Origin of the sequence: Vibrio chagasii (genome assembly GCA_041879415.1) — a bacterium.
GTDB lineage: Bacteria > Pseudomonadota > Gammaproteobacteria > Enterobacterales > Vibrionaceae > Vibrio.
Genome location: CP090851.1, coordinates 403,464 through 424,721, shown reverse-complemented (window position 1 = coordinate 424,721; position 21,258 = coordinate 403,464). Strand labels below are relative to the sequence as shown.

Sequence of the window (21,258 nt, the reverse complement as noted above, 5' to 3'; positions counted from 1 at the left end):
AACTCTCTAGATAGAAAAAAACCTCCTAATTGGAGGTTTTTTTCTATTTGTCTATATAAGATCTGTTCATCTAAATTAGCACTCTGCTTCTAGTGCTTCGTCATCATCTCTGAATTGCGGCTTCTTTCTGACATAAAGCGTACGCTGAATTTCTGAGACCACATTACCCTGTTTATCTTTGACATAGATAATAAACTCGGGAAAACACTTCTCACCAAGTTGAGTCTGACGGTAAATCTCATCAAGCTGACCTTGGCTTATTTCAAAGTCTGCATACAGATCTGACTGACCAGGTTTGATGAAGTTAATGCTCGCCTCTTTGTCCCACACATAATACCTTTCACCTAAAATTCCCATTAACATCAATGAGTAAACAGGATCCGTTAGGGAAAATATGCTACCGCCATACTGAGTACGATTGGCATTTTTGTTCCACCAGCGCAACTTAAGCACTGTTTTTACTACCCTAAAATCCGAACTAATATGGGCTATCTTTATCCCTGCTCCCCAAAATGGAGGCCATATATTAAGAGCGAATTTTACGATGTTTGGTTTGTATATTTTTGCAAGTTGCTTATTCATAACAACATTCCGTGTTCATATTAGAATTACCGCCACCTTGACTGGTCGTACCTCCACTATAAGTGAGATACTTCCAATTTACAAAACAGATTGTGATGTTGATTAGTAACCCTTTGAAGTTCGTGGTTTATTGTTATGCCTGACTAAACTATAATGGTATTAATATTGAATTCTGTTAATTGCTGCAGATCATCAACAGGAAAGTATATGTCAGACAATAATCAAGCGCTAAAAGATGCTGGTCTTAAAGTGACCCTCCCAAGGCTCAAAATTTTAGAAGTATTACAACAACCAGACTGCCAACATATTAGTGCTGAAGATTTATATAAAAAGCTGATCGACTTAGGTGAAGAGATCGGGCTTGCGACCGTTTATCGAGTATTAAACCAATTCGATGACGCTGGCATTGTAACTCGCCACCATTTTGAAGGCGGTAAGTCTGTATTCGAACTTTCAACACAGCACCACCACGATCACCTAGTATGTCTAGATTGTGGCGAAGTTATCGAGTTCTCTGATGACATCATCGAAGAGAGACAAAAAGAGATAGCGAAGCGTTACAACGTTCAGCTAACGAACCACAGTTTATACCTTTACGGTAAAAGCATGACGGGTGATTGCAAAGGTAACCCAGACGCGCACAAACCGAAAAATTAAAAAAACGCTGACTTCGGTCAGCGTTTTTTATTTGTAGCTATCATGAACGACTCATACAGAAAGCGACCGCATATAAAAGCATTTACCCTGATAGAGCTACTGGTTGTGATTGTGATCATAACCGTGCTTTCTGTTGTTGCACTTCCGCGCTTTCTCAATCTGCAAAGTGATAGCCGAATTGCTATTTTCAATGGCGCTCAATCTCAGTTTCAAAGTGCGATTACGTTTGCTCACAGCAAATGGCTTGTGAATGGCGGCGGTAATTCAGAAATGAACGACCTACCTGGCTTTGGAGAAGATGCCAACGGCAACCCTCAATTGGATATGAATGATGAAGGCTACCCTTTAGGTGTCGATAAAAACTCTCCGATGGGCGCTCCCTACAATATAGGTAAAGGTCATCAGGGGTGTGTCGCTATTTGGGACGCGATCATGAATACCGATCTAACCGTCACAACAGATAGAGATAATTTTGATGGATTCGATTTTGTCTCACGCCGCCAAAACCTAACCTTTTTAACTAAAGAGGGTGGCTCAGAGACCGCTCAAGCACTTTGCTACTACATCTATACCGCAGAGGGTCAACACAGGAACCCAGACAGAGCCGAATACGTGTTTTGGTACAACTCCCGCACTGGGGAGATCACCAATTCTCGACCAGAAGATATCTGATACCACATTAGAAGCAATCGAAATTTAATCCTCATTAGCAGTATATACAGTCACAAAAAAACCGGCACTAGGCCGGTTTTTATTAGATAGCTTATTAGCGTTAACAATTATGCTTCAGCTTTACCCCAAGTATCACGTAGGCCAACCGTGCGGTTGAATACCAACGCATCTGCTTTAGAGTCTTTTGAATCAACACAGAAGTAACCTGTACGCTCAAATTGGAAACCTTGCTCTGCAGCGGCTTCCGCTAGGCTAGGCTCAACAAAACCGTTCAACTTAACCAGAGACTCTGGGTTGATCGTTGCAGCAAAATCATCCGCAGCGGCAGGGTTTGCCACAGTAAATAGACGATCGTATAGACGAATCTCAGCTGGCAGTGCTTTATCAGCAGATACCCAGTGGATAACACCCTTCACTTTGCGGCCATCTGCTGGGTTCTTACCTAGCGTCTCGTCATCGTAAGAACAGAAGATAGTTGTAATGTTGCCTTCTGCATCTTTCTCGATACGTTCTGCTTTAATTACGTAAGCACCGCGTAGACGAACTTCTTTACCTAGAACCAAACGCTTGTACTTCTTGTTTGCTTCTTCACGGAAGTCATCACGCTCGATCCAAACTTCACGAGTAAATGGTACTTCACGAGTGCCCATTTCAGGCTTGTTCGGATGGTTAGCGACCGTTAGTGTTTCTACTTTGTCTGCATCGTAGTTTTCAATCACGATCTTAACCGGATCTAGAACAGCCATTGCACGAGGTGCATTTTCGTTCAAGTCATCACGGATACAAGACTCAAGTGAACCGAACTCAATCATGTTCTCTTGTTTAGTCACACCGATACGCTTACAGAATTCACGAATAGACGCAGAAGTGAAACCACGACGGCGTAAACCAGAGATAGTTGGCATACGTGGGTCATCCCAACCTTGAACTAGATTTTCAACCACAAGTTGGTTTAGCTTACGCTTAGACATCACTGTGTATTCAAGATTCAGACGGCTGAACTCGTACTGACGAGGTTGGCAATCGATCGTAATATTATCTAGAACCCAGTCGTACAAACGACGGTTGTCTTGGAATTCAAGAGTACAGATAGAATGCGTAATACCTTCCAGCGCATCAGAGATACAGTGAGTGAAATCGTACATTGGGTAAATGCACCATTTGTCACCTGTCTGATGGTGGTGAGCAAAACGAACACGGTAAATAACAGGATCACGCATTACCATGAATGACGAGCTCATGTCGATCTTAGCACGTAGACACGCTTTACCTTCTTCAAAGCCACCGTCACGCATTTTTTCAAATAGCGCTAGGTTTTCTTCAGGGCTGCGGTCGCGGTATGGGCTTGCTTTACCTGGCTCTTTTAGCGTGCCACGGTATTCGCGGATCTGCTCAGGACTTAGCTCGTCAACGTACGCTAAGCCTTTATTAATTAATTCCACAGCATAAGCGTAAAGCGTATCGAAGTAGTTTGATGAGTAACAAATGTCACCAGACCATTCGAAGCCTAACCAGCTTACATCATTCTTAATTGACTCAACGTATTCAACGTCTTCTTTTTCAGGGTTTGTATCATCGAAACGAAGATTACATTGTCCCTGGTAGTCCTGAGCAATACCAAAATTCAAGCAAATAGATTTAGCGTGACCGATGTGCAGGTAACCATTTGGCTCCGGCGGGAAACGAGTATGCACGCTACTGTGTGTACCATCCGCTAAATCTTTATCGATAATTTGGCGAATGAAATTCGATGGACGAGCCTCAGCTTCACTCATCTATAGCACCTCTATGTATTTAGTATTGTCAGAGAAAGTTATCTTCCCTCTCCTAGCAAAACGCCACTTTTAGCGCTCACCCTAGGTAGAAAGATCATTGTTGCTAATCATCCACAATTCTTAGCCTTTGCACAATAAGAACCATCAGTTAATTGCGATTATTTCTGCTATTCGATGAAGAATAGAACGAACCTTCTCACTTGTCCTCACGATGCAGATACAAAAAAGCCCCCCAGATGGGAGGCTTTCAATTTGACACTTACTTGAGAGTATTAATTACTGCTCAGTTAAGTACTTCCCTACTATGGAAGTTTTACATCAGATAGGTCTTCACCTGCACCGATAGCTTTCATTTCGCCAGCTACGATTTCAGCAAGAGGGCCTAGGATAACTTGTAGGTTGTTTTCACCTAGCTTAACAACACCTTTAGCACCTAGTTTCTTAAGAACTGCTTCGTCAGCAACAGAGCGGTCTTTAAGAGTTAGACGTAGACGTGTGATACAAGCGTCGATTGAAGTTAGGTTCTCGTGACCACCTAGAGCTTTCAGGTATTGACGTGCAAGGTCGCCTTTTGGAGCTTCGCCAGCTGGAGTCGCTGCAGCGTCATCATCTTCACGACCAGGCGATTTCAGGTTGAAAGCGCGGATTGCGAAAGAGAATGTGAAGAAGTATAGAGCACCGAAGCCAAGGCCGATTGCTAGAAGTACTAGAGGTTTAGTTGCTAGACCCCAGTTCAATACGAAGTCGATAAGACCAGCAGAGAAACCGAAACCGTGCAGAGTACCAAACATGTTAGCAACTACTAGAGACAGACCAGTGAATACAGCGTGCATTGCGTATAGAGCAGGAGCTAGGAATACGAACATGAATTCTAGCGGCTCTGTGATACCTGTTAGGAATGAACAGAATGCTACTGAGAATAGTGCACCACCAACTTGGCTACGTTTTTCAGCAGGAGCAGCTAGGTACATTGCAAGTGCAGCACCTGGTAGACCGAACATCATTACTGGGAAGAAACCGTTCATGAATACGCCAGCGCCTTTATCGCCACCGAAGAAACGGTGTAGGTCGCCAGATTTAACAGTGTCAGTTACTTCTTTAACAACAGTAGTGATTTCTGGAGTTACAGAGTTAGCGAATGTGAATGTGTGCTCTTGGCCAACAACTAGAGTTTTAGCTAGTGATGGGTCAACACAAAGTTGAGTGATGTTAGCGAATGCGCCTTGACCAGCAACGATGATTTCTTGACATGTACCCATACCGAACCAGAAGTACGAGTTCAATACGTGGTGTAGACCTACAGGGATAAGTGCACGGTTAAGAGTACCGTAAACGAATTGACCGATAGCGCCAGACGTTGATACTGCGTGAGCCAGTGCGTCTAGACCAGATTGAACACCAGGCCAAACCACACCAGACACAGCACCTGCAACAAGTGCAAATAGGCCAGCCATGATTGGTACTAAACGTTTACCAGCGAAGAATGCCAGCCACTCAGGAAGGCGTGTAGCATGGAAAGCGTTGTAAGAGTGACCTGCGATGATACCTGCGAAGATACCGCCGAAGAAAGACATGTTAACGTCAGCGTTAATTGTTGTTGCTGTCGCTGTTAGAACGAAGTAAGCAACTGCACCAGCAAGACCAGCTGCGCCGTTACCGTCTTTAGAAAGACCAATCGCGATACCTAGACCAAATAGCAATGGTAGGTTACCGAAGATAGCACCACCAGCTTGCGCCATAAATGGAATATCAAGTAGATCGCCTTGACCTAAACGTAATAGAAGCGCCGCAATCGGAAGCGTTGCGATAGGTAGCATTAACGCCTTACCTAGCTTCTGTGCATATCCTAGAATATTCACCAGTTGTTTCCCCCTATAGGATTTTTTAGAATTCGTTTGAGAAACTTATTTTAGTCGCTCAATTTAGTCCTATTCAGTGTATTCAATTAATTTTGCTCCGCAAATTAAAACCTTACCATTTGTGATCGTAATCACCAGTTTTCACCAAATCCAGAGGTTTTTGCTAGCGAGATCATAAAACTTATTTTATCATTCAAAAAAATGAACATTTATAGATAAAATCCAAATCTAACTATTGGGTCAAAAGTGAGTTATTTTCGGCATTAAAAGCTAGCTAACTTACTGATATTTTTAACCCAAACTCATAAAAACAATGAATTGTTCACATATTTTTCAAACACTTAAAATCGCTTCCCACTTTGAAGCCGTTTGCCCATAAAAGTTAAATCGTTACGTAAATGATGCTCGCAAACTAAGTCAACATTTAGGTAACGAACGAATTTAAAAGATCTGACGAAATAAGGATTAGCTGACTATGTACGCGCTAAGTAACTGTAAAATTTACACTGGTAGTGATGTTCTAACCGATCATGCTGTAGTAATCGAAAACGAACTGATCAAAAAAGTCTGCCCTATCTCTGAATTACCAGAAGGTATCGAGGTTCGTGACCTAGACGGTGCAAACCTAAGCCCGGGTTTCATTGACCTACAACTGAACGGTTGTGGTGGCGTGATGTTGAACGATGAAATCACTGCAGAAACAATGCAGATCATGCACAAAGCAAACCTAAAATCAGGCTGTACTAGCTTCTTGCCTACTCTGATTACTTCTTCAGATGAAGACATGCGCGCAGTTATTACGGCAGCTCGTGAATATCATAACCAATACCAGAACCAATCTTTAGGTCTTCACCTTGAAGGTCCATACCTAAACGTTGCGAAAAAAGGCATTCACAGCGTTGATCATATTCGTAAGTCTGACAGCGAGATGATTGAGCTTATCTGTGAGAACAGTGACCTTGTTGCGAAAGTAACACTTGCTCCTGAGCTGAACGACCCAGAGCATATCGAGCGTCTACACAAAGCTGGTGTTGTCGTTTCGATCGGTCATACCAACGCAACTTATGCAGAAGCACGCCAAGGTTTCGAATCTGGTATCACATTCGCAACGCACCTATTCAATGCAATGACACCTATGGTTGGTCGTGAACCAGGTGTGGTTGGCGCTATTTATGATACACCTGAGGTGTATGCAGGCATCATCGCCGACGGCTTCCACGTTGATTACGCAAACATCAGAATTGCGCATAAAATCAAGGGAGAAAAGTTGGTATTAGTGACGGATGCCACAGCTCCTGCAGGTGCTGACATGGAATACTTTATTTTTGTCGGTAAGAAAGTATATTACCGAGATGGTAAGTGTGTTGATGAAAACGGCACACTGGGCGGCTCAGCTCTGACTATGATTGAAGCAGTTCAGAACACAGTTGAGCACGCTGGTATCGCTTTAGACGAAGCTCTTCGCATGGCTACACTATACCCAGCTACAGCTATCGGTGTAGAAAGCAAGCTAGGTCGAATCAAAAAAGGCATGGTTGCAAACCTAGCTGTATTTGACCGAGACTTTAACGTTAAAGCGACGGTTGTTAATGGACAATACGAGCACAATTAAGTATGAATGGCGGACAAATAGGTAACGTAGACTTAGTTAAACAACTAAACAGTGCGGCGGTATACCGACTTATAGACCAACAAGGGCCTATTAGTCGTATACAAGTGGCTGATGTAAGCCAACTCGCACCGGCAAGTGTTACAAAAATTACCCGCCAACTATTAGAGCGCGGCCTAATTAAAGAGGTCGCACAGCAAGCGTCTACTGGCGGTAGACGCGCTATCTCTCTAACCACAGAAGTAGAGCCTTTTCACTCTATCGCTGTGCGCTTAGGGAGAGACTACATTCAAGTTAGCCTTCATGATCTTGGTGGTCGTGAATTGGCTTTCCAACAGCAAGACCTTAACTATTCAGATCAGTCAGACCTTACTCAAGGCTTGGTCAATACACTCAAGGCCTTCATCGCTGAACACCAACCGAAAATCGATCAGCTGATTGCGATTGGCGTGACCCTTCCAGGCTTAGTTAACCCGACGACGGGTGTCGTCGAGTACATGCCAAATACAGACATCGATAACCTTGCATTAAGCGACATTATTCGCGACACATTCCATGTCGCTTGTTTTGTTGGCAACGATGTTCGCGGAATGGCATTAGCGGAGCACTACTTTGGCGCGAGCCAAGACAGCCAAGACTCTATCTTAGTGAGTGTTCACCGCGGTACTGGTGCAGGTATTATCGTTAACGGTCAGGTTTTCTTAGGTCATAACCGTAACGTCGGTGAAATCGGTCATATCCAAATCGATCCACTTGGTGAACAGTGCCAATGTGGTAACTTTGGTTGTCTTGAAACGGTAGCGGCAAACCCTGCAATCGTTGAGCGCGTGCAAAAACTGATTAAACAAGGCTACGAGTCTTCTTTAACCGAGCTTGAGCGTATTACTATTCAAGACGTGTGCGACCACGCAATGAATGGTGACGAGTTGGCTAAGCAGAGCTTGGTTCGAGTAGGAAACCAGTTAGGTAAAGCGATCGCGATGACGATCAACCTATTTAACCCTCAAAAAGTGATCATCGCTGGTGATATTACTAAGGCACAAGAGATTGTTTTCCCTGCAATTAAGCGCAATGTAGAGAATCAGTCGCTAACGACTTTCCATAGCGGCCTGCCTATTGTAGCATCACAGATCGATAAACATCCTACGATGGGAGCTTTTGCTATGATCAAGCGCGCCATGCTCAACGGTGTGTTACTGCAGAAGCTACTTGAAGATTAAAGAACAATAATTCTGATTTTCCGCGGGCCGTGTTTGTAAAAACACGGCCCGTTTTTTTAAGCTAGGGAACAACAACAACAAGTTATGGAACTTATATTAATATCCACTGCGTTTATCGCAGGATTTATTGCTTTAAAGTGTCACCTTCCCCCACTGGTTGGTTTTTTGGTTGCGGGCTTTGGGCTTTTTGCCTTTGGTTTCGAAACCAATGAGACCATCATTACTTTGGCTGATCTCGGTGTCACCCTGCTCCTATTCACCATCGGCTTGAAGCTAGATATCAAAACCCTACTCTCTAAAGAGATCTGGGCCGGCGCCACAATACATAACCTTTTATCCACTCTGTTTTTTGCCGTCGCCCTATTCGGTTTTAAGTTCCTTGGCATTTCGTCACTGGCAGCTATGTCAGTCGAGCAAATTGTTCTTCTCGGCTTCGCCCTATCATTCTCCAGTACCGTATTTGCGGTAAAGTCTCTGCAAGAGAAAGGGGAAATGAATGCCACCTACGGCACCTTGGCAATTGGTATCTTGGTCATGCAAGATATTTTCGCTGTCGTCTTTCTTACCGCTTCAACAGGCAAGCTGCCTGAATGGTACGCAATTGCTCTATTTGCGTTGCCATTCCTACGTCCACTGTTCTACAAAGTGCTAGATTGGGTTGGCCACGGTGAAATGTTAGTCCTATTCGGCATTTTCTTCGCTTTGGTTGTCGGTGCTGGACTCTTCCAATTGGTGGGTATGAAGCCAGATTTAGGAGCTCTTATCCTAGGTATGTTGCTCGCGGGTCATCGAAAAGCTTCAGAGCTATCAAAATCACTGTTTAACCTGAAAGAGCTGTTTCTTGTCTGTTTCTTCTTAAATATTGGCTTATCAGAACAGCCCACCATTCAAGGCTTTATGCTAGCGGTACTGTTCTTGTTGCTGTTACCAGTGAAAGGCGTGCTTTACTTCTTGGTACTTAATCGCTTCAAGTTCCGCGTTCGTACTTCGTTGCTCGCTTCACTATCACTGTTTAACTACAGTGAGTTTGGCTTAATCGTTGGTGGCCTTGCCTTTAAGATGGGATGGATGTCTGGCGATATCTTAGTTGCCGTCGCGATTGCAGTATCACTTTCTTTCCTAGTTGCAGCACCTCTAAACCGTGCAGGCCACAAGCTTTACCAACAATCCGGTAAATGGTTAAAAGAGCACGCAGCAGAAAAGCTTCATCAACGTGATAAGCGAATTGACCCGGGTCGTGCTCAAGTACTTATTCTTGGTATGGGACGAATTGGTACCGGTGCTTATGATGAATTACGTTCACGCTACGGTAAGGTAAGTTTGGGGGTCGAAGTTCGTGAAGAAGCTGCACATACCCATAGAAGCCACGGTAGAAACGTGATTTCTGGCGACGCGACCGACCCAGATTTCTGGGAGCGTATTCTGGATACCGCAAATGTAAAACTGGTTATCTTAGCTATGCCTCATCACCAAGGTAATCAAACCGCTTTGGAGCAATTAAAGTCACGTAACTTTAAAGGGCAGATTGCAGCTATCGCTGAATACCCTGACCAACTAGATACTTTGAAAGAAAATGGTGTTGATGCGGCGTTTAACATCTATAGCGAAGCCGGTAGTGGTTTTGCTCGCCACGTTTGTGAGCAATTAAACCCAAACATCAATAAAATCTAACCCAAACCTCCTTTAACAAAACCTCTCAAGACTGTGAATTTTCGCACTTTTGAGGGGTTTTCGTTCAAAAAACAGACTGCATTTAGATACCAAACACTAAAACAACAAATTAATTAAATAATTTCTAACATAACACCCTTTATATTATTTTTTTGCTCACATCCGGTTGCTTTTTTTAGCCAGAATGGCAAATTGAATACAGTTGATTTAGAAATTATTTAAAAGGAAGTTCTATGTGTTCAGTATTTGGCATTCTCGACATAAAAAGTGATGCCGCAGCACTTCGCCCTATCGCTTTAGAAATGTCTAAAAAGCTTCGTCACCGTGGACCAGATTGGTCTGGCATCTATGCAAGTGACAAAGCAATCCTTGCTCACGAGCGTTTAGCTATCGTTGGTCTAAATAGTGGTGCTCAGCCGCTATACAGCCAAGACAAGAAGCACATTCTTGCGGTAAACGGCGAAATCTATAACCACAAAGAACTTCGTGCTCGCTATGAAGATAAGTACCAGTTCCAGACGGACTCTGACTGTGAAGTTATCCTAGCGCTATACCAAGAAATGGGCGCAGACCTGCTAGAAGAGCTAAACGGTATCTTCGCATTCGTTTTATACGATGAAGAAAAAGACAAATACTTAGTAGGCCGCGACCACATCGGTATCATCCCGCTTTACCAAGGCTACGATGAACACGGTAACTACTATGTTGCTTCTGAAATGAAAGCACTAGTTCCTGTATGTAAAACAATTAGCGAGTTCCCTCCAGGCAGCTTCTACTCTTCGAAAGATGCAGAGCCACAACGTTACTATGTTCGCGACTGGAACGAATACGCAGCAGTGCAAGGCAACAGCACAAGCAAGGAAGACCTAACGGAAGCACTAGAAGCAGCCGTTAAACGTCAACTAATGACTGACGTACCTTACGGTGTACTTCTGTCTGGTGGTCTAGATTCGTCAATCACTTCTGCAGTCGCGAAACGCTTTGCGGCAATGCGTATTGAAGATGATGAGCAGTCTGAAGCTTGGTGGCCACAACTGCACTCATTTGCGGTTGGTCTAGAAGGTGCACCTGATCTTATCGCTGCTCGTGAAGTGGCAGACAAGATCGGTACCGTTCACCACGAGATGACATACACCATTCAAGAAGGTTTGGATGCAATCCGTGACGTTATCTACCACATCGAAACCTACGATGTAACGACAATTCGCGCGTCTACGCCAATGTACCTACTTGCTCGCAAGATCAAAGCAATGGGTATCAAAATGGTACTGTCTGGAGAAGGTGCTGATGAGATCTTTGGTGGTTACTTGTACTTCCACAAAGCGCCAAATGCAAAAGAGTTCCATGAAGAAACGGTACGTAAGCTGCTGGCTCTGAACATGTTTGACTGTGCTCGTGCGAACAAATCGCTGGCAGCATGGGGCGTAGAAGGTCGTGTACCATTCTTGGACAAAGAGTTCATCGATGTAGCAATGCGCTTAAACCCAGAAGACAAAATGTGTGGCAACGGTAAGATGGAGAAACACATCCTACGTGAGTGTTTTGAACACTACTTACCGGATTCAATTGCATGGCGTCAAAAAGAGCAGTTCTCTGATGGTGTTGGCTACGACTGGATTGATACGTTGAAAGCAACCGCTGAAGCGAAAGTAACGGATAAGCAAATGGAAACGGCTCAGTTCCGTTTCCCATACAACACGCCAACGACTAAAGAAGGCTACGCTTACCGCGAAATCTTTGAAGAGTTGTTCCCGCTAGAATCTGCAGCAGAGTGTGTACCAGGGGGGCCATCTGTCGCTTGTTCATCAGCGAAAGCCATTGAGTGGGATGAGTCGTTCCAAAACTGTGTAGACCCATCAGGTCGTGCGGTTCAAGCGGTTCACAACGACGCTTACAACGCGTAAACGCTCAGGCAAATTTGAGATACTAAAAAAGGCGCATTATGCGCCTTTTTATTTTAAGCCTAGATGTAATTATTCTTATCACTGAATTAAGCGTGTGCTTGTAGCGCCTCGTTTTCAATACTGATTGGCACTACCTGGCTGATCATCTTCACTAGCATGATAGAGCGAGCCTCACCGTCTTTCTGATGGAAAATCGCCTCTATACCAGCAAACTGACCGCTATTAATTTTCACAACTTGACCAGATTCGAACTCAACACAGCAATCTTCAACATCATTGCTGCAATGCTTCTCAAGTTCTTTGAGCTCAAAAACCAAGTCGCCTTGTACTTCATGTGGTAGCGCTCCAAACTTAATGAAGTCCACTACGCCGCGTGTTGAACGAACGGTCGTAAAGCTTGGTCCTTGTTCATAATCAAATCGAACAAAAACGTATGAAGGGAACAGCGGCTCTTTGACCACCTTTTCTTTCCCTCTCACTACTTTTTCGACTTCTATTTGTGGGTAAAAGCACTCTACCCCTTGATTCTCTAAATGCTGCTGAGCGCGTTTTTGATCGCCACGCTTGCAGTAAAGTAAATACCAACGTTTCATTTAACTAGCCATTTTCTATTTTGGGGAGATTTTACCACAAGCCTAAAACGGTTTAATTGCTATTAACTAAATGAATCTTAATAGCCACGAAATTATGCGTAGCAAACCAATTTATCAACAAAAAATTATAGATATAAAAGTGTTCAAGCATTGTACAGAGTTCTATTCTCGATCAAAAGGCGCGCTTCTATGGCTGCATATGCAGTCAAAAAAATAAAACACATCGTTCCCTTTAGGGGCGGTAGGATACATAAAATTGATGACTTGCGCTTTTATTATTCAAAAATATTTTCGATAAGATCATTTAACAACCAGCTCAAATCTGGAAAATTAGTTTGCAGCACGCATTTTAAGGGCGACATTGCCAACAAAGCATATAATTTTCATGCACTTACGAAATATAGGTTATCGTTACCATAAAATACATCTATTGCAGATGTTTATTCCACTCTGTATACATAAGTGACTATAAAATCTTTTAATAACTAAAATTAGTAAAACTTATGCCAAGCAATCACAACATCTTTGGCCACCCTAGAGGCCTATTTCTACTTTTCAGCACAGAGCTATGGGAACGTTTCTCCTACTACGCTATGCGTGCGATTCTTGTTTTATTCTTAACAGATACAACGATCAACGGCGGATTGGGCTGGTCGACAAAAGACGCGCTTGACCTTTACGGTATCTACACTGGTTTGGTTTATATCACGCCTTTGATCGGTGGTTGGATTGCCGACAACTACCTAGGGCAGCGTAAGTCGATTCTTATTGGTGGCGTGTTAATGGCACTTGGCCAGTTTACACTAGCTCTACCAAGCGGCTTTATGGGCCTAGACCAAGTAAGTGCACTTTACCTAGGTTTAGCGCTGCTTATTAGTGGTAACGGTATGTTTAAGCCAAACATCTCGACTATGGTTGGTGACCTTTACCAAGAAGGTGATAACCGTCGTGATGGCGCATTTACTATTTTCTACATGGGCATCAACTTAGGTGCATTATTAGGTGGTCTTATCTCTGGTGCTGCAGTTGATTCATATGGCTGGAAAGCAGGTTTCCTAGCGGCAGGTATCGGTATGGTTATTAGCTTAATCATGCAAATGACAATGGCTCAATCATGGTTAGGTAATATCGGTTCTGTGCCAGCAGCTGCTCGTGCAAAAGCTATGAACAAATCGAAAGAGAAAGCACCGCTAACTAAAGAAGAGTTCGATCGACTAAAAGTTATTTTGATCATGGGTCTGTTCGTGATTGTTTTCTGGGCAGGCTTTGAACAAGCTGGCGGCCTAATGAACATCTACACTCAACAATATACAGACCGTATGATTGGTGATTTTGAAGTTCCGGCAGCGTGGTTCCAATCTCTAAACCCATTCTTCATTATTACACTTGCACCAATCATTGCTGCATTCTGGGTGAAGTTAGGTAAACGTGAACCAAACTCACCGGTTAAATTTGCGATGGCTCTGTTCTTCTTGGCGCTAGGCTTCGTCTGCATGATGGGCGCGGTAATGGAGCAAGGTGGTGACCTTACAGTTAAAACTTCGATGCTGTGGTTAGTAGGTGCATTCTTCTTCCATACACTTGGTGAGCTTTGCCTATCTCCTATCGGTCTATCGTTAGTGACTAAGCTAGCACCGCTACGTTTAGCATCACTAATGATGGGTGCATGGTTTGGTTTCAACGCTATTGCAAACTACGTAGCTGGCCTTGTGGGCTCTCATGTAGGTGAGCTAGGCGCGATGGCAATTTTCAGTGGTATTGCAATTACAGCAACGATCAGCGGCATCTTACTGCTTCTTTGTGCTGGTAAGCTTGTATCTTGGATGCACGGCGTAGAGAGCAACATGACGCTAGAGTCTGAACCAAAAGAAGAGCGCACTGCAGAAACTTCTGTTGCTTAATATCTCATATCGTTCAGTGTCTAATAGACGCCAGAGCACAATCAAAAAAAGGGCTGCTCATTGAGCAGCCCTTTTAGTATTTACTTAGCCGGTATTAACGGTGCATCTCTACCAGTTCAGCCATCATGTCGATATGCGAATCTCTATCGTTGAGACACATAATATAGCTAAACTCAGAACCACCAGCGTCAATGAAGGTTTCCTTACACTGATCTGAAATCTCTTCCAGCGTTTCTAAACAGTCCACCGAAAAAGCTGGAGCCATGATATCGATCTTCTTGATCCCTTTGCTTGGCAATGATTCAAGCGTCTCATCTGTATATGGCTTTAACCATTCCTCTCGACCAAATCGAGACTGGTAAGTCATGGTGATATCGTCTGCAGATAAACCAAGCTCCTCAGCTAGTAGCTTAGTTGTCGCCTCACAGTGTTGAGGATAAATATCACCTTCATCTGCTAATCGCTTCGGAATACCGTGGAAAGAGCAAACCAAATGATCCGCTCGGCCATTTTTCTCCCAGTGGCTACGAACACTCTCAGCCAGTGCTTTGGTGTAACTAGGGTGTGCGTAGTAATCACGGATAAAGCGGTAACTAGGAATAACAGGCATCTGTTTAAAGGCTTTGGTTAAACCATCAGAAACCGCAGCTGTGGTAGTGCCTGAATACTGAGGATACAGAGGCAGTACGATGATCTCTTCAACGCCCTGCTCCATCAGTTGCTCAACGCCCGTTTTCAGGCTTGGATTACCATAAGTCATACCCAGCGCGACAGGCATCTCTAACTTCTTCTGTAGCTTCTCTGCTTGTCTTTGCGAATACACAAGAAGCGGTGAGCCGTCGTCCATCCAAACCGACTGATAAAGCTTGGCTACTTTAGGTGAACGAATCGGTAAAATCACTCCGTGCAATATCGGGCACCATAGCCAGCGCGTTAGATTAACGACTCGCTTATCGTGCAAAAATTCACTCAAAAATCGACGAACGCCAGCTGGGGTCGCAGAATCTGGCGTACCTAAGTTCACCAGTAAAACGCCCTGCTTTTTATTATTTTCCATAGATACCTGAGACCAATATGTAATTTTGTAGAGAGTAATATACTAATCTGCTGAAGTTTAAGATCATTGCTTGTCACTAAATGTTGAGATAATCATTTGGCGTGACATATAACCAACATCAACTTCCGATTATGAGCGAACTTTTCAAAGCTAATGTGCGTTGAATTGAGGGCCCCTAATTATCTTAGATTGGTATCGTACTAAAAATTGAGACAAAAAAAGCGACCTTTAAGGTCGCTTCCAATATATCAAATTCTAAAACTGGCTGTTAGCCAATTATGCTAGTGCTTTCTCAAGTTCTGCACTAACTTCAGCAACTTGCTTAGTACCGTCAAACTTAAGGTACTGAGTGTTACCAGCTTCAGCTTCTTTACCGTAGTAAGAGATTAGTGGAGCTGTTTGCTCGTGGTACACGCCTAGACGAGCACGAACTGTTTCTTCTTTGTCGTCATCACGTACAACTAGCTCTTCACCAGTTACGTCATCTTTACCTTCTTCTTTTGGTGGGTTGTACACAGTGTGGTATGTACGACCAGAAGGAAGGTGAGCACGACGACCAGCCATACGCTCAACAATCACATCGTCAGCTACGTCGAATTCAACAACGTAATCTACAGCGATACCCATTTCTTTTAGGCCATCAGCTTGTGGGATTGTGCGTGGGAAACCGTCTAGTAGGAAACCTTTCTCACAGTCATCTTGAGCGATACGCTCTTTGATAAGACCAAGGATAATTTCATCAGAAACTAGCTGACCAGCGTCGATTACTGATTTTGCTTGCTTACCAAGCTCAGTACCCGCTTTGATAGCAGCACGTAGCATGTCACCAGTTGAAATTTGAGGGATACCAAATTTGTTCATGATGAAGTTAGCTTGAGTGCCTTTACCCGCGCCAGGAGCACCTAGAAGAATGATGCGCATGTTTAATCCTCTTATAAAATTATGATTTATACCGAAGCTCACTATCCCAACTTCCTAGCTCATCGTTTAGATGAACAGAAATCGTTAGGTAACCGTTGAGGTTAAGCAAAACTGCAAATAGAAGCAAAACGGTAAGTTTCGGTATAACGTTTAAAAATCATACAACTGGAACAAGTTGGATCCTAGTACCAGCTGATTAGGTCGAGCATTCTATCACATTAATATTCAATTTGGCTGAATTTACGACTAAAGAATGCATCGCCTCATTTTGTTGTGACGATAACGGTGACGTTGACCACGTTTAACACATTTTCAACGACGTTCATTAAAAAAGCCCGCATTTGCGAGCTTTTAATTACAATTCGTGGTTTAGCCCAAAGTCGAAAGACTAACGCTTTGTTAGCAGCTCGTTGATTGCACCCAAGAATTGTGACGGATCTTCCATAGAGCCTTTCTCAGCCAGCATCGCTTGACCAAGTAGTAGCTCAACCCAACGACCAAACGCTTGCTCATCGGCTTCATCAGCCATTTGTTTAACAAGTGCGTGCTCTGGGTTAATTTCAAAGATGTACTTAACTTCAGGTGCAGCTTGACCCGCCGCTTCAAGAAGCTTAGCCATTTGCGTACCCATTTCGAAGTCATCCGTTACAACAACTGCAGGTGTCGTTGCGAGTTTAAACGTAGTACGAACTTCTTTAACGCGATCACCTAGGTAAGATTGAGTACGCTCAACAACAGACTTAAACTCTTCTTCAGTCTCTTTCTGCTTCTCTTTCTCTTCTTCACCTTCAAACTTGCTTAAATCTAAGCCCGCTTTTGTGATCGACTGGAATTGTTTGCCGTCAAAGTCTGTTAGGTAGTTCATTACGTACTCATCGATGCGATCGTACATTAGCACTACTTCAATACCTTTCGCTTTAAACTGCTCTAAGTGTGGGCTGTTTTTAGCTGCTGCGTAGCTATCTGCTGTCAGGTAGTAAATCTTATCTTGGCCTTCTTTCATACGCTCAACGTAAGACGCAAGGCTGATAGTTTGATCAGCAGAATCAACTTCTGTAGATGCAAAACGAAGAAGACCGGCAATCTTCTCTTTGTTTGCCATGTCTTCCGCTGGGCCTTCTTTCATTACAAGGCCGAACTCTTTCCAGAATTCTAGGTACTTCTCGTTGTCATTTTTCGCCATGCGCTCAAGCATAGTAAGTACACGCTTAGTACATGCACCACGAAGAGACTGAGTTACCTTGTTATCTTGCAGGATTTCACGTGATACGTTCAGTGGTAGATCATTTGAGTCAATCAGACCGCGAACGAAACGCATGTAAGATGGCATAAATTGCTCTGCGTCATCCATGATAAATACACGTTGTACGTATAGTTTCAAGCCACTCTTGTGGTCACGGTTCATCATGTCCCAAGGTGCTTTAGCTGGGATATAAAGTAGGCTTGTGTAGTCGTTCTTACCTTCAACCTTGTTGTGGCTCCAGGTTAGTGGATCAGCAAAGTCGTGAGATACGTGCTTGTAGAACTCTTGATACTCTTCTTTCTCGATATCTGATTTGTTACGAGTCCAAAGCGCTTGAGCTTTATTGATTTGTTCCCAGTGCTTCTCTTCGGTGTCTTTACCTTCGTCATCTTTAACTGCAGTTAAGATAGAAACCGGGATACCGATGTGATCAGAGTATTTACCAATTACTTCACGTAGACGCCATTCATTTAAGAACTCTTTACCGTCTTCACGCATATGAAGAATGATGTCTGTACCACGAGACTCTTTAGTGATGTCTTCAATGGTGTAATCGCCTTCACCCGCAGAGTGCCATTGTACGGCTTCATTGCTTGCAAGACCTGCGGCACGTGTACGAACGGTTACTGCGTCCGCAACGATGAATGCTGAGTAGAAGCCAACACCAAATTGACCGATCAGCTGAGAGTCTTTGCTTTGGTCTTCAGATAACTTAGAGAAAAAATCTGCAGTACCTGATTTCGCGATGGTACCTAAATGTTCAATAACGTTGTCGCGGCTCATGCCGATACCGTTATCAGAAATGGTTAACGTATTCGCGTCAGCGTTAAATGACAGTTTTACACCTAGATCTGCATCGCCTTGGTAAAGTTCAGCATTTGATAGCGCTTGAAAACGTAGCTTGTCCGCTGCGTCAGATGCGTTAGAGATCAGCTCACGTAAGAAGATTTCTTTATTTGAATACAGTGAGTGAATCATTAGATGAAGTAGTTGTTTTACTTCAGATTGAAAGCCACGAGTCTCTTTATTTTGCGTTGCCGTTTCGCTCATTTTTACTCCAAAACATCTATACTTTGTGTTGAAAACTATAGGGGCGGAACACGTAATGCCGCTCTGATGTTCATTAACATGAGGATGACAATTGTAAATTCAAGGTCAAAAATCATAAAAACACTGTTTTTTTGATCTGTTTTTATTATCCTTAAGCCTCATAAATATAAAAGAACATAAAAGAAGTCATGATTTGGTGAAGATTTGAATAAATTTCACCTCAGATTTGTCTATTCCGCACTCAAAATAACCCAAAGTAGAAGAATTCAATGAGCAATATCGGCACAAAGTTTATTCTCGCACAGCGGTTCGTCTTCGATCCAAACAGCAACTCACTTGTTGACCAAACGAGCGACGGCGAAGTCGTGCGCCTTGGCAGCAATGAAAGCCGCATTCTCCTTATGCTGTCAGAAAGACCCAATGAAGTTATCACTCGTAACGAATTACACGAATATGTTTGGCGTGACCAAGGTTTTGAGGTTGATGACTCAAGCCTAACTCAAGCCGTTTCAACACTACGAAAGATGCTGAAAGATTCAACGAAATCTCCAGAATTCGTTAAGACTGTACCTAAACGCGGCTACCAATTTATCGCAACCGTTGAGCGCTCAGCACCACTTTCGTCAAATGACCAACCTGCTGCAGTTGAAATTGCCGAAAATGACGTAGAACCAAGCCTAACGTTTGCAACAGCACCTGTCGCAGAAGAAGTCGTTTCTGAAACAAGCGCACCTGAGCCTATTTCTAAACTTCACGAGGCCAATGCTGAGGTTGAGCTAACTCAAACGCCAGCAGCAACTGAAGCTAAAAACAGCAACAAGTGGTTAATTCTAGGATTGCTATTTGCCGCAGTTATGATGCCAATTCTAGTACTCACTTTTACTAACCCGGCGGAATCTGAATTCCGTACATTAGCAGAAGTTGATGGTGTGAAGGTTCAGTCACCAATTAATCATCCAGATCTAACCAGCTGGCTTCCTGCTATTGAGAAGTGTGTATTACGTTACAACACTAATCACACTGGCATGCTGAAACCAACTGAAGTGATTGCGACAGGCGGGCAAACTAACAACTTAGCCCTCAACTACATTCACCCGCAAGAATACTCTAGCGAAAACATTACTCTAAGAATTTATGCAAACCAGTCGGATGTAGACGACATTTGTAAAGGTGGCCAGTAACATGAAATTAAAAGTATCTATTATCTTACTGGTTCTTTCTGCTTTTCTAAGTGGTTGGTTGTATTGGGGTAGTGACGCAAAAGTAGAACGCCTACTTACCTCACATGAGTGGCAATCAAAAATGGTGACGCTGATCAGTGATACCAAGCAAGCGGATTCAATAGGCCCACTGCGTAAAGTTGAGCTGTCATCAAATGCTAAGTATCTACCAAACGGCACGTATCTGAGAATGTCGGTGGTTAGGCTATACGGCACACAAACCGCACCAGCTAACGTAATCAACATTTCAGAGACAGGTCAGTGGGATATCAACGACAACTACCTACTGGTTTCGCCAACTGAGTTTAAAGATGTTACATCGGCTCAGCGCCAAGACTTCTCTCAAGAACAACTAGAGCTGATTACTCAAGTAATCAAGATGGATGCAGAACAAAGTCGTCGCATCGATATTGTTAACCCGAAGGCACTGCTACTAACTAGCTTAAATCACGGTTCTACCGTATTGTTTTCGAACTAACATTAGAAAGCTATTCACGATAAACCTAAAAAAGGGGCATGAAGCCCCTTTTTGTTATCTTAAACTCAAAGATAAAACTCTATGGATTGGATAAACTCACTCGCTCTATTCTTTGGCTCATTAATCGCCAACACGCTTGCCTCTTTATCAGGCGGCGGTGCTGGGCTTCTACAGTTCCCACTGCTCATCTTTCTAGGACTGCCCTTTTCAGTTGCACTAGCTACCCACAAAGTCGCTAGCGTCGCTCTCGGCTTAGGTGCTGCATATACCCATATCAAGGGTGGCACGTTAAGCTGGAAAATTTGTCTCTACCTAATTATCGTCGGCAGCATTGGAGTGGTCGTCGGCGCGAATATCGTACTCATGATCCCAGATGCCATTGCACAGAAACTGCTTGGCGCAATGATCTTAGCGCTGGGCGTTTACTCACGACTAAAGAAACAATTAGGTCAAGAAGAGCAGCTTAAAAACCGAGACATAAAAGGTTGGATATTTGGTGGGGTTGGACTTGCACTCATAGGCATCATCAACGGTTCACTCACTGCCGGATCAGGCCTGTTAGTTACCCTATTTCTAGTTCGTTGGTTTGGTTTTACTTATAAACAAGCCGTCGCGTTAACCATGATATGCGTCGGTTTGTTCTGGAATGGCATTGGAGGTATTGCCATTGTTCAAGCGGGTGCGCCAATATACTGGGTATGGTTACCCATATTACTGTTAAGTTCGTTTGTCGGCGGAAGCCTAGGGGCATTCCTCGCAAACCGTTCAAGCAATCAGCTCGTCAAAACGGCTTTCGAAATATTGACGTTTGCCGTCGGCATCAAGCTATTGCTATAGAATTTTAAA

Annotated in this window: 17 protein-coding genes; 10 read left to right on the top strand and 7 right to left on the bottom strand. The window is 43.5% G+C overall.

Translation table 11 applies throughout. From position 1 onward, the window contains the following. Positions 1 to 75: 75 nt before the first annotated feature. A complete protein-coding gene (locus tag L0991_01960) occupies positions 76 to 582 on the bottom strand; it encodes a DUF4442 domain-containing protein (GenBank protein XGB62851.1) in 507 nt (168 codons plus the stop codon). Between the two features lie 207 nt (positions 583 to 789). On the opposite strand from L0991_01960, the gene fcrX reads away from it, so the two are divergent. Continuing rightward, positions 790 to 1,239: a ferric iron uptake transcriptional regulator FcrX gene (gene fcrX, locus L0991_01955; GenBank protein ID XGB62850.1), complete on the top strand. Its 450-nt coding sequence runs from the start codon at positions 790 to 792 to the stop codon at positions 1,237 to 1,239. A gap of 42 nt (positions 1,240 to 1,281) precedes the next feature. Further along, positions 1,282 to 1,911, top strand: a complete 630-nt coding sequence (locus L0991_01950; protein XGB62849.1) for a type II secretion system GspH family protein — start codon at positions 1,282 to 1,284, stop codon at positions 1,909 to 1,911. A gap of 107 nt (positions 1,912 to 2,018) precedes the next feature. Here L0991_01950 and glnS read toward each other — a convergent pair whose 3' ends face one another. Then, positions 2,019 to 3,686 carry a glutamine--tRNA ligase gene (gene glnS, locus L0991_01945; GenBank protein XGB62848.1) on the bottom strand — a complete coding sequence of 556 codons (1,668 nt, stop codon included), beginning with the start codon at positions 3,684 to 3,686 and terminating at the stop codon, positions 2,019 to 2,021. 302 nt (positions 3,687 to 3,988) lie between these two features. Beyond that, on the bottom strand, positions 3,989 to 5,503 hold the full coding sequence (gene nagE / locus L0991_01940) for an N-acetylglucosamine-specific PTS transporter subunit IIBC (GenBank protein ID XGB63831.1): 1,515 nt from the start codon (positions 5,501 to 5,503) through the stop codon (positions 3,989 to 3,991). Between the two features lie 517 nt (positions 5,504 to 6,020). On the opposite strand from nagE, the gene nagA reads away from it, so the two are divergent. From nagA to asnB, 4 genes are all read left to right on the top strand, one after another. Then, on the top strand, positions 6,021 to 7,157 hold the full coding sequence (nagA, locus tag L0991_01935; GenBank protein ID XGB62847.1) for an N-acetylglucosamine-6-phosphate deacetylase: 1,137 nt from the start codon (positions 6,021 to 6,023) through the stop codon (positions 7,155 to 7,157). Between the two features lie 2 nt (positions 7,158 to 7,159). Beyond that, on the top strand, positions 7,160 to 8,374 hold the full coding sequence (locus L0991_01930; protein ID XGB62846.1) for an ROK family transcriptional regulator: 1,215 nt from the start codon (positions 7,160 to 7,162) through the stop codon (positions 8,372 to 8,374). A gap of 84 nt (positions 8,375 to 8,458) precedes the next feature. Continuing rightward, a complete protein-coding gene (locus L0991_01925; protein XGB62845.1) occupies positions 8,459 to 10,045 on the top strand; it encodes a cation:proton antiporter in 1,587 nt (528 codons plus the stop codon). 233 nt (positions 10,046 to 10,278) lie between these two features. After that, complete coding sequence (gene asnB, locus L0991_01920; GenBank protein ID XGB62844.1) at positions 10,279 to 11,949, top strand: asparagine synthase B; 1,671 nt, start codon at positions 10,279 to 10,281, stop codon at positions 11,947 to 11,949. A gap of 86 nt (positions 11,950 to 12,035) precedes the next feature. Here the strand turns inward: asnB and rfaH are convergent, their stop codons facing one another. Beyond that, positions 12,036 to 12,542 (bottom strand): transcription/translation regulatory transformer protein RfaH, encoded by a 507-nt coding sequence (gene rfaH / locus L0991_01915; protein XGB62843.1) that lies wholly within the window; start codon positions 12,540 to 12,542, stop codon positions 12,036 to 12,038. A gap of 503 nt (positions 12,543 to 13,045) precedes the next feature. Here rfaH and L0991_01910 point away from each other — a divergent pair. Beyond that, positions 13,046 to 14,443: a peptide MFS transporter gene (locus L0991_01910; GenBank protein XGB62842.1), complete on the top strand. Its 1,398-nt coding sequence runs from the start codon at positions 13,046 to 13,048 to the stop codon at positions 14,441 to 14,443. Between the two features lie 94 nt (positions 14,444 to 14,537). Here the strand turns inward: L0991_01910 and hemH are convergent, their stop codons facing one another. The 3 genes from hemH to htpG form a co-directional block, all read right to left on the bottom strand. Further along, a complete protein-coding gene (gene hemH, locus L0991_01905) occupies positions 14,538 to 15,500 on the bottom strand; it encodes a ferrochelatase (protein XGB62841.1) in 963 nt (320 codons plus the stop codon). 276 nt (positions 15,501 to 15,776) lie between these two features. Next, entirely contained in the window at positions 15,777 to 16,421 is a 645-nt protein-coding gene (gene adk, locus L0991_01900; GenBank protein ID XGB62840.1) for an adenylate kinase, read from the bottom strand. Positions 16,422 to 16,809: 388 nt separating this feature from the next. Next, positions 16,810 to 18,714, bottom strand: coding sequence for a molecular chaperone HtpG (htpG, locus tag L0991_01895; protein XGB62839.1), 1,905 nt, complete (start codon positions 18,712 to 18,714; stop codon positions 16,810 to 16,812). 269 nt (positions 18,715 to 18,983) lie between these two features. On the opposite strand from htpG, the gene L0991_01890 reads away from it, so the two are divergent. The 3 genes from L0991_01890 (at position 18,984) to L0991_01880 (ending at position 21,249) form a co-directional block, all read left to right on the top strand. Then, the gene (locus L0991_01890; GenBank protein ID XGB62838.1) at positions 18,984 to 19,895 is read left to right on the top strand and encodes a transcriptional regulator; all 912 of its coding nucleotides are present in this window, start codon (positions 18,984 to 18,986) and stop codon (positions 19,893 to 19,895) included. Between the two features lies 1 nt (position 19,896). Beyond that, complete coding sequence (locus L0991_01885) at positions 19,897 to 20,412, top strand: regulatory protein ToxS (GenBank protein XGB62837.1); 516 nt, start codon at positions 19,897 to 19,899, stop codon at positions 20,410 to 20,412. Positions 20,413 to 20,493: 81 nt separating this feature from the next. Beyond that, complete coding sequence (locus L0991_01880) at positions 20,494 to 21,249, top strand: sulfite exporter TauE/SafE family protein (protein XGB62836.1); 756 nt, start codon at positions 20,494 to 20,496, stop codon at positions 21,247 to 21,249. Positions 21,250 to 21,258: the final 9 nt, after the last annotated feature.

Bases quoted from the DNA above. Each gene is read 5' to 3' on its own strand.
- asnB (XGB62844.1), top strand. From the start codon at position 10,279: ATGTGTTCAGTATTTGGCATTCTCGACATAAAAAGTGATGCCGCAGCA.
- L0991_01950 (XGB62849.1), top strand. From the start codon at position 1,282: ATGAACGACTCATACAGAAAGCGACCGCATATAAAAGCATTTACCCTG.
- rfaH (XGB62843.1), bottom strand. From the start codon at position 12,542: ATGAAACGTTGGTATTTACTTTACTGCAAGCGTGGCGATCAAAAACGC.
- L0991_01885 (XGB62837.1), top strand. From the start codon at position 19,897: ATGAAATTAAAAGTATCTATTATCTTACTGGTTCTTTCTGCTTTTCTA.
- htpG (XGB62839.1), bottom strand. From the start codon at position 18,714: ATGAGCGAAACGGCAACGCAAAATAAAGAGACTCGTGGCTTTCAATCT.
- hemH (XGB62841.1), bottom strand. From the start codon at position 15,500: ATGGAAAATAATAAAAAGCAGGGCGTTTTACTGGTGAACTTAGGTACG.
- glnS (XGB62848.1), bottom strand. From the start codon at position 3,686: ATGAGTGAAGCTGAGGCTCGTCCATCGAATTTCATTCGCCAAATTATC.
- L0991_01925 (XGB62845.1), top strand. From the start codon at position 8,459: ATGGAACTTATATTAATATCCACTGCGTTTATCGCAGGATTTATTGCT.
- L0991_01880 (XGB62836.1), top strand. From the start codon at position 20,494: ATGGATTGGATAAACTCACTCGCTCTATTCTTTGGCTCATTAATCGCC.
- fcrX (XGB62850.1), top strand. From the start codon at position 790: ATGTCAGACAATAATCAAGCGCTAAAAGATGCTGGTCTTAAAGTGACC.
- L0991_01910 (XGB62842.1), top strand. From the start codon at position 13,046: ATGCCAAGCAATCACAACATCTTTGGCCACCCTAGAGGCCTATTTCTA.
- adk (XGB62840.1), bottom strand. From the start codon at position 16,421: ATGCGCATCATTCTTCTAGGTGCTCCTGGCGCGGGTAAAGGCACTCAA.
- L0991_01930 (XGB62846.1), top strand. From the start codon at position 7,160: ATGAATGGCGGACAAATAGGTAACGTAGACTTAGTTAAACAACTAAAC.
- L0991_01890 (XGB62838.1), top strand. From the start codon at position 18,984: ATGAGCAATATCGGCACAAAGTTTATTCTCGCACAGCGGTTCGTCTTC.
- nagA (XGB62847.1), top strand. From the start codon at position 6,021: ATGTACGCGCTAAGTAACTGTAAAATTTACACTGGTAGTGATGTTCTA.
- L0991_01960 (XGB62851.1), bottom strand. From the start codon at position 582: ATGAATAAGCAACTTGCAAAAATATACAAACCAAACATCGTAAAATTC.
- nagE (XGB63831.1), bottom strand. From the start codon at position 5,503: ATGCTACCTATCGCAACGCTTCCGATTGCGGCGCTTCTATTACGTTTA.